This is a genomic window from Acinetobacter sp. R933-2 (genome assembly GCF_030325485.1).
Taxonomy (GTDB): Bacteria; Pseudomonadota; Gammaproteobacteria; order Pseudomonadales; family Moraxellaceae; genus Acinetobacter; species Acinetobacter sichuanensis.
Genome location: NZ_JACAIJ010000002.1, coordinates 166515 through 175302, shown reverse-complemented (window position 1 = coordinate 175302; position 8788 = coordinate 166515). Strand labels below are relative to the sequence as shown.

Here is an 8788-nt window from a genome sequence, read left to right as displayed (position 1 = left end):
CGGTAGTTCAGTTGGTTAGAATATCGGCCTGTCACGCCGAGGGTCGCGGGTTCGAGTCCCGTCCGCTGCGCCATTTATCCTGATTCCTGAGATTAGGTTAAATATAAGATTTATAAAGACTCTACTTTATTCATCTTTCTCTCATAAAAATAGCATTGCTATTTTTCTCAGGGCGCTTAGCTCAGTTGGTAGAGCGTCTGCCTTACAAGCAGAATGTCGGCGGTTCGATCCCGTCAGCGCCCACCATATTATCAATTTAATCTTTCGTATTCTATTTTTAAATTTTATAGATTTCCTGTATACTTAGCTCATAACAAATTTAATTATATTAAACAAATATGCGAAATCCTTATCAACGCAAGTCTGCGTCGAACTCTCAGAAAGTCGTTGTTTCTGCTGAAGATCAATACAAACAATTTATTTCTACAATTGTAAACCAAGCTAAGTTATTCGCTTTATATGATGAAGGTTGGGCGCTTTGTGCAACACCAACAGGTCAACAAGCATTTGCTGTTTGGCAAAGTCGTAGTTTATCGCAACTCTTAATAAAAGATAATTGGGCACGTTATGCGATCAAAGAAATTGATTTAATTGCTTTTATTGAGCAAGTGATCCCATTCATTATGGAAAATAATACCTTACTGTCTATAGATTTGACACCTGAAGGGCAGAATATTTTAGTATCTGGAAATAAGTTTTTAATAGATATTAAGAATTATTTATATAGCTTATATATAGAACAGCCTACTTTATTCCAAAATAACCGTTTACCTTTGCCACGTAAAATTAGGATTCACCATTAGACAAATCCTAATTTAAAGGCTTAAACTGTATTTAAAATAAAAATTTAATATTCTTGTAGTAACCAACCACTAATATAAGCGAAGTATTCTCTAAGCCAAGCATTGTAGCGAGTTTCAATAGGGGTATTGGAACTTACAGTGAAAATGTCTTGATAACCTTGTTTTTGTGCAATTGCACTTGCGCGTAATGTATGAAAATCACTGGTAATAATTGCTATTTTTGAGTTTAAACCAAGTTGATGTGCTTTTAGTACATTTTGGCTATTTTTTAGATTGAGTTCCGTACTGGTGCTTTGGTCTTCTTTTAAAATTCTGTGTGCTGAAATGTGGTATTTTTCTTGTAAATAAGTCGCCATGGCTTCAGCTTCGGTCTTGGTTTCACCATAATCTAAGCCACCACTCACAATAATCCATGCTTTAGGGTGTTGTTGTGCTACTTCTGCTGCGGCATCTAAGCGTAAAGCCAGTGTTGGTGAAGGTTGACCTTGAATAATGCCACTACCTAGTACAATAATTGCATCAACTTGTGGAATTTTTTGTTTTGATTGGGTATTAAGTTGTAAGTAACTAAAAAATATAAACAAACTAATAAGCCAAAGATTGAAACATATCCAACCGAATTGCCAGATTTTTTTAATTTTTTTGTGTTGCTGTAATATTTTTTGGATTTTTTGATAAAAACTTGTATAGAAAATAAAAAATAATCCAATGATCAAAGGTAAAACTGTACCTAAGTGAATTTTATTTTGTAGAATTAAAATAAAGCCATCTAAGAATAAAATAAGACCTGCAATAAATAAAATACAACGTAGGAAAATAGAGAATTTAATTGCCATGATTTTCAGTATATTAGATAAATATAGACGATATTTTAGCAAATTAATTTTTCTATCCGTTTTGAAATTGTAAAAAGTTGAGTTAATAAAAAACCGAGCAATTTAACTCGGTTTTTTTCAATGGAAAATTATACGTTTGAATTAATATACATCACGCTTATAGCGACCTGTTTCACGTAGTTCATTCACTTGATCTTCACCTAAAATATCAATGAGTGCTTGATCTACATCGCTTGCCATACCTTGAATACTGCCGCAAACATAGATAATTGCACCTTGTTGAACCCAAGTGCGAACGGTTTCTTGTTGTTCACGTAATTTATGATGAACATAAATCTTTTCTTCTTGATCACGAGAAAAAGCTAAATCTAATTTTTTCAGCATACCTGTCGTTTGCCAAGCTTGTAAGGTCGCTTTAAAGAAAAAGTCATGAGCTTGTTGACGTTCACCAAAAATAAGCCAATTTTCTAAGTAATTTAGGCGTACACGACTATGAATTAGACTCATTAAACCCGCAATACCTGTGCCATTACCAATACAAATAATAGGTCGATTATCTGCGATTAAATGAAAGGCTTCATTGGTACGAATACGCATCGCAATTTGATCGCCTAATTGACAGTGTTGAGTCAACCAGCCCGAACCTAAGCCTAATTCACCTTGAACATTGGTTTGTTGGCGTATCACTAATCGTACAACGTGTTGTGATGGAATACTTGCGATGGAATATTCACGGGTAGGAAGTAGGGGGAGTTGTTCCAATAGATGTTGCATATTGGCAAAAGGTTCAATTTCTCCTGTTAAATCTCGATGGCAAAGGATTTGTTGAATACTTTGTTGTGAGCCATCAACAGAGGTATGAGCAGAAATATGATATTTATCTAAAAATGCTTGTATTCGTGCGAGGCTATTTCCAGTTTGAATTTCTGCAATATCACCTGCTTGCCATAACACTGGATGCTCTGCTTGTAATTCGAGATGATAAGCAGGTGCTCCCAAACTGTTTGGATTAAGTAATTCACGCTTTTTGAGTGTCCATTGGTCAAAAACTTTTTGGATACTCATCTCATTTAACTCAAGTTTGCTCATTTTTGCTAATGCAATTGTCCAGCGTTCAATGTCTGCTGCATTAGCATTATCAACTTCAATGGTTTTAAAGAATGCTTGAGCTTGATTTTGCTGTAACCAAGCATCCAATTGATGCCCAAAGCTACAATAAGTTTCAGGATATTCTTTCGAGCCTAGTGCTAAAACAGCATATTTGAGTTGTTTTAAATCTACACTTTGTTGCATGAATTTTTTTACAAAAGTTGCGGCTAAATCTGGAGCATCGCCTGTGCCATATGTACTGACAACAAATAAAATTTGCGCTGAGTTTTGTAAATCTTCAAGGCTTAAATGCTGTAAAGCTTTAACCGTAACGGGTTGATGTGCAGCTTGTAAACTTGTTGCAGTACGCCAAGCCAGTTGTTCAGAAACACCCGTTTGCGATGCATAACTAATTAACCAAGGTGTTGCATTTGGATCTATAGTTGTTGTGGTTGTATGTTGACGAGCTGCTAAAGTAAGTTGTTTTTGTTTACGACGTTTGAGATAAAGCATCCATCCTGTAATAAAAAATAATGGCATACAGAGTGCAGCAAGCATGACTAAGAATTGATAAATTGGTCCAAAAAAACTGCCACGATGCACAGGAAGCATGCTACTCATAATTTTTTCATTGAGTTTTTTATTGGCATATAATTCAATTTTTTTAACTTGATGTTGTTGATAATCATAAACCGCTTTGTTGCGCGCACGTTCATGTTGTGGAATAGGGTCAACAAACGATACTTCAAGTAAACCATCTGCTTTTTTAGGCACAGACAAGGTGATAGAAGAATAATCATGTTTGAGTTGTGTATGCAGACCTTGCCATGTTTGTGTCAGTGCTAAGTCAATTTGTGCTGGACTTAACCGATCTTGATGAGATTTTTGCTCATGCTGATCTTTTTGTTTAGGTTGATTAAGACCTTTAGTTTTATTATTCGCTTGCATTTCAGGTTTGGGTTGTTCAACACCTAATACTTTGAACATACCACTACGCCACCAGTCATAAGACCAATACAAACCTGTTAAAGCAAGCAGTAAATAGAAAATGACCACCCATGTTCCAACAACAGCATGTAAATCCCAAAGAAAATTTCGCCCTTTAAGTTTAGGCTTAATACTTAACCATTGTTTAACAGAATGCTTTTTAGGCCAACGTAGATATAAACCACTTAAAATAAAGTAAATTAAAATAAGGGTAGAAGCACCTGTTAATTGTTTACCAAAATTTTTAATAGTGAAATCGCCAATTGTTAAATCCCCCATCGTTAAAGTACGATGCAGCTTTTGAATAAATTGGAAAAATTCACGTCCTTGAATATCAGGTAAAACTGCTGCTGTGTAGGGATTAATCATGATATTAAAGCCCTTACGCGCACCTTCTTTTTCAATATTAATGCTTGAGCTAGCTTCAGGTGCCTGATCAATCGTGATGCTATTAATCTTCATTTCAGGTTGTGTGTACTGAAAATGTTGAAAAATCTCTGTCGGAGTTAATTTTGCTCGGTTTTCTATTTTAACTGTATAGCTGTCAGGATTAATGAGTTTTTGTATAGGTTGCTCATAAGAGTAAATAGCACCTGTTACACCCATAATTGCAAGGATTAGACCTGCGGTAATGCCAAAAAACCAATGCAGTTGGAAAAGTATTTTTTTAAACATGCGTGTTGAAGAGAGAGTTTAAGTGGGAGAATTATAACTGAAGAACACGCAGAGAAAATGGATTTAATGATAATATTTATTCTCATTATCATTCAGATTATGAGTATAAAAAAGCCTCCTAAAAAGGAGGCATATACTGAAAATAACTTAAAGATTTTTTGCTGCACCTACAGTTTCATTTAAATGTTTACGTACAGTTTCAAATGAAAAATTCTTACTATCCATGCGCTTAGGTAAGATATAAGCACCTTGTTGACCTTTAACTTTAAAGTTAACTAACATAAAGTCAGGCGTGTTGTACCATTCGTAAATATCTTTCCAGCCAATTGTACCTACACCTTCTTGTAGCCCCATTTTTTGGCGCATAACAATACCGCTTGGTTGTACTCCGAGTTTAATCCCTTTAATTTCTTGAACAGGGAACTCATTCATTTTACGTTTAACATACCATTCTAAGCCAAATTTGCGGACTAAAAGATAAACCGCAACACAGGCTAAAAGTACCCAGAAAATAACTGTAGAATAGTTTTTAATGAAAATAAGACCAAGTATAGATAAAGCTGCAATAGCACCCATAATTGCCCATGCCTTTGTGCCAATTTTATTGGTACTACGCCAAATCATCAGTTGAGCATGACGTTGTTCAGCTTCTGTGACTTCATAAGTAACAGGTTGTAAGGTATAAGCGTAAAGATTCTTGGCAGTCATAGTGTCAATAGTAAGAAAGAGATAGAGCTAAACAGAGTTTAGCATTAATTGGGTTCAATTCGTGAGTATATTCTACCAAAATAGCAGCAATTCTGCTGCATTATTAGAGTGACGCTAATTCTGTAGATTGATCATCACGTTCATGACTTAAACTTTGCTTTAAGGTGCTTAATTGTTTCAAAATACTAAACATGAGCGAAAGCTGTTGTAAAATAATCAATGATTGTGATGTATCTTCATCAGACTGATTTAAACGTAAGCGAATGGTTTGCAACATATTATGTGCGGTCAAATCAGGCATTTCATCATGTAATAATGCCCCTTGAATATTATCTAGGGCTTGGTCTAATAAGTTGAGAATTTCTTGATCATGGATCTGTTCGCGGTGGGCACCTAAGGCTGCAATATAACTAATAAAAGTATGATTTAGACACAAAAACTCAAAAGCCAAGGTTTTTTGGCTCGGATCAAAATCAGGTTCGGTGGCTAAAGTTGAAATGAGAGAAGCGACTTCAGCATCGGTATTGTGTGCAGCACGACGTACAACACGATAATTTAATGCATTATTACGTCCATGATGATACTGACTGACAACCTCTGCGAGATATTGACATTGTGCTTCTAGAGAACGATTAATGGTGCGTGGTAAACGACGGAACTTCCAATCTGGAAAAATAAAGCTGACACCAAACCAGGCTAAAGCACAACCTAATACTGTATCAATTAAACGAGGAAGAGCAGCCTGAAAACCTAAGCCATCTAAGTTAAAATTGATCAGTGCTAAAATCGTAATAAATGCAGTTGCTTGCGCATATTGTTTACTACGTAAGTCAAAAAATAGTACGCCACTAATAATTAACAGGAGTAATTGACCTTCGACAGAAGGAACAAAAGATAAAATCGCATAACCAACAATAATGCCTCCTAATGTACCAATAATACGTAAGCGTAAACGACGTTTGGTGGCATTAAAATTCGGTTGGCTGACAAAAAGTGCAGTGAGTAAAATCCAGTAACCATATTCAATTTGTGTGACTTGGACAAAAACATAACCAATAAATAGAACAATAGAAACACGAATCGCATGGCGGAATAATACTGATTCTGGTGTCAGATGCTGTTTAACGCGACTGACGATATCATCCCAGCCTTTTAGATCATCATCTTTGAGTTGGTTTTCAATATGTTTACTTTGATCACGACTAATATATCGCTCAGTTTCAACATTCTGTAGCTGAGCATCAATCGACTTTAAGTTTTGATATAACGAAAATAAAGCATTTACCCAAACTTGATCATAGTTTGGGTCTTGGCGCAGTTTATCTAAGGACTGTCTTAAGTTCTTAAATGCATGTTGAAACCGTGAATTATGTTGGTAAGTACTACGATTTAAAATACTGTCGCTTAAATCCTTACAGGCTTTACCTTGAAGCGATAAAATACGTTGAAAACGAAATAAAATATCACTATGTTCAAACATCTTGGTGAGTTTTTGATAGTCAATATGAGCAGAGTCAGCACGTTCATGAATATCTTGTGCAACAAAATAATATTGTAAACTACGACGAGTATCTCTTTGACCACGGTCGCCTTTTAAACGTGTTAATAGGGCTGTTTTGGTGTCGTTAAAAATACCAATCAATTTACCATTTTCCATAGATAAACTGATCATACTTTGTTGATAGCTGTCAGCAGTCATATCGACATCAAAAAGATTAGATTTAGAAAATAGAAAATCACCTAAAGATTTATAACATTGAGCTAATTTGTCTTGTACAGGACGAATAGGGAAGAGTAAAAAGCTAATGGTAGAAATCAGTCCATACCATGCTGCGCCTGCCACCAATAACGCAGGTTGTGTATACCAAGGCTCAAACAGATTTACACCTAACATGGAATAAACTGAGATCACCAAGCAGCCATAGGAAATCGTTGCATAACGACGCCCTAATGAACCTAATAAAATCCAACCAATACACGAGACGATTAAGCCAAACGCAAAAATCATTGGATAAGGAAATAATAATTGAATAGAGGCAGCAGTGATGAAAAAACCTACATAAGTGTAGAGTAAATTCATGATACGCACAGAAAAGCGATCATCAATATCACTGAGTCCTGCAGCAACCACGCCCAATGTAAGCGGAATGGTCATATGTTGCTGACCTAGAAAATAAGGAAGAAAAGCAGTTCCCGAAAAGGCAATAATCATGCGTAAGTTGTACATGATTGCGGTATTATATGTTGCTTTTCTAAGCCGACTCAGCCAAGTATTCAAGCGATTTCCTTGTCCATCATTTTTTGATAAAGTCTGAAAAATAAAAAACTTCGTGTGAAATTTCAATTAATCCAGCAATAGAAATAATACAATGCAAGCGTTACACTTGTCTGCATTTCTTGCCATTAAATTATTTATATCTATGTCTCAAAAAAACGCAGGGCAGCAATATTCTACGGGTTGGATAATTTTACTCGCATTATTTACATCACTTGGACCTTTATCTATTGATATGTATTTACCTGCTTTGCCACAAATGGCGCAGGACTTTAATGCGACTACGCAACAAGTAGCAAATTCTTTACCTGCGTATTTCTTTGGACTGGCATTAGGGCAACTCATTTATGGACCAATTAGTGACCGAATTGGGCGCAAAAAACCTTTATATTTTGGCATGGCACTTTTTACCTGTGCCAGTTTATTATGCGTTTTAGTTGATGATCATTGGTCACTCATTGCTGTACGTTTTTTGCAAGCACTGGGCGGTTGTGTAGGCGTGGTCATGGCACGAGCTGCTATTCGAGATCGTCTGGATGTACAAGGTTCAGCACAAGCATTTGCAAGTATGATGATGGTGATGGGGGTTGCTCCTGTCCTAGCACCAACTTTAGGCGCATGGATTTTATACTTTTTTGATTGGCATTACGTTTTTATATGTTTAATGCTCGTGGGGATGCTGTGTTTTATTTGTGTGCATTTTTTCTTTAAAGAAACTTTGCCTGTTGAGCGTCGCTTAAATTTAACATTTAACCAAGTGTTTTTATTGTATGGGGCAATTTTTAAAGATCGAAGTTTTCATTTACCAATGTTAGCAGGTTGTTTAACAGGTGCAGCGTTATTTGCTTATATTGGTTCGGCTGCTGCGGTATTAATGGATCAATATCATTTAAATGAACAACTTTTTGCTTATGCCTTTGGTCTAAATGCTCTAGGTATTATATTTGTTTCATTTTTAAATAAAAAATTAGCTGCTAAGTTTTCAGTTGTACAGCGTTTAAAATTAGGTGGAATAAGCCAAATTACAGGTTCTATTATTATTGTGATCGCAGGGTTATTGGTAGATGTGCCACTCTGGGTTGTGATGATTGGTTTGTTTATGACAGTGTCTGGGATTGGTTTTACAGGACCCAATTCGATGGCTTTAGCAATGTCTCAACAAGGCGCACGAGCAGGTACAGCCAGTGCAATTATGGGAAGTATGCAATTTACCTGTGGTCTGATTGGCGGAATACTTTTAAACTTTTTATATGGTAATCATGTCTTAAATATGGGCATTTTGATGTTGGGTTTTACATTGGCAGGTGGTGTTGCGATTTATTTTGTAAGCCGAGAATTAAAACTACAGTCACAAGTTTCAAAGTGACTGTACTATGGCATCCATAAAAGAGCGATGTTCAACTGCAACAAAGCTC

6 protein-coding genes and 1 tRNA gene are annotated in these 8788 nt (G+C 35.9%); 3 read left to right on the top strand and 4 right to left on the bottom strand.

Features of this window, described 5'->3' with window-relative positions; translation table 11 throughout:
- Positions 1 to 170: 170 nt before the first annotated feature.
- Together HX005_RS03395 and HX005_RS03390 are read left to right on the top strand one after the other, a co-directional pair.
- A tRNA-Val gene (locus HX005_RS03395) sits at positions 171 to 246 on the top strand.
- 92 nt (positions 247 to 338) lie between these two features.
- Positions 339 to 803 carry a DUF2750 domain-containing protein gene (locus HX005_RS03390; RefSeq protein ID WP_286376282.1) on the top strand — a complete coding sequence of 155 codons (465 nt, stop codon included), beginning with the start codon at positions 339 to 341 and terminating at the stop codon, positions 801 to 803.
- Positions 804 to 847: 44 nt separating this feature from the next.
- Here HX005_RS03390 and HX005_RS03385 read toward each other — a convergent pair whose 3' ends face one another.
- From HX005_RS03385 to yccS, 4 genes are all read right to left on the bottom strand, one after another.
- Positions 848 to 1633 carry a YdcF family protein gene (locus tag HX005_RS03385; RefSeq protein ID WP_286376391.1) on the bottom strand — a complete coding sequence of 262 codons (786 nt, stop codon included), beginning with the start codon at positions 1631 to 1633 and terminating at the stop codon, positions 848 to 850.
- A 147-nt stretch (positions 1634 to 1780) separates the two neighbouring features.
- On the bottom strand, positions 1781 to 4390 hold the full coding sequence (locus HX005_RS03380; RefSeq protein ID WP_286376281.1) for a PepSY domain-containing protein: 2610 nt from the start codon (positions 4388 to 4390) through the stop codon (positions 1781 to 1783).
- 147 nt (positions 4391 to 4537) lie between these two features.
- Positions 4538 to 5098 carry an SdpI family protein gene (locus tag HX005_RS03375; protein WP_286376280.1) on the bottom strand — a complete coding sequence of 187 codons (561 nt, stop codon included), beginning with the start codon at positions 5096 to 5098 and terminating at the stop codon, positions 4538 to 4540.
- Positions 5099 to 5201: 103 nt separating this feature from the next.
- Positions 5202 to 7376, bottom strand: coding sequence for a YccS family putative transporter (gene yccS / locus HX005_RS03370; protein WP_286376279.1), 2175 nt, complete (start codon positions 7374 to 7376; stop codon positions 5202 to 5204).
- A gap of 142 nt (positions 7377 to 7518) precedes the next feature.
- On the opposite strand from yccS, the gene HX005_RS03365 reads away from it, so the two are divergent.
- On the top strand, positions 7519 to 8739 hold the full coding sequence (locus HX005_RS03365) for a multidrug effflux MFS transporter (protein ID WP_286376390.1): 1221 nt from the start codon (positions 7519 to 7521) through the stop codon (positions 8737 to 8739).
- Positions 8740 to 8788: the final 49 nt, after the last annotated feature.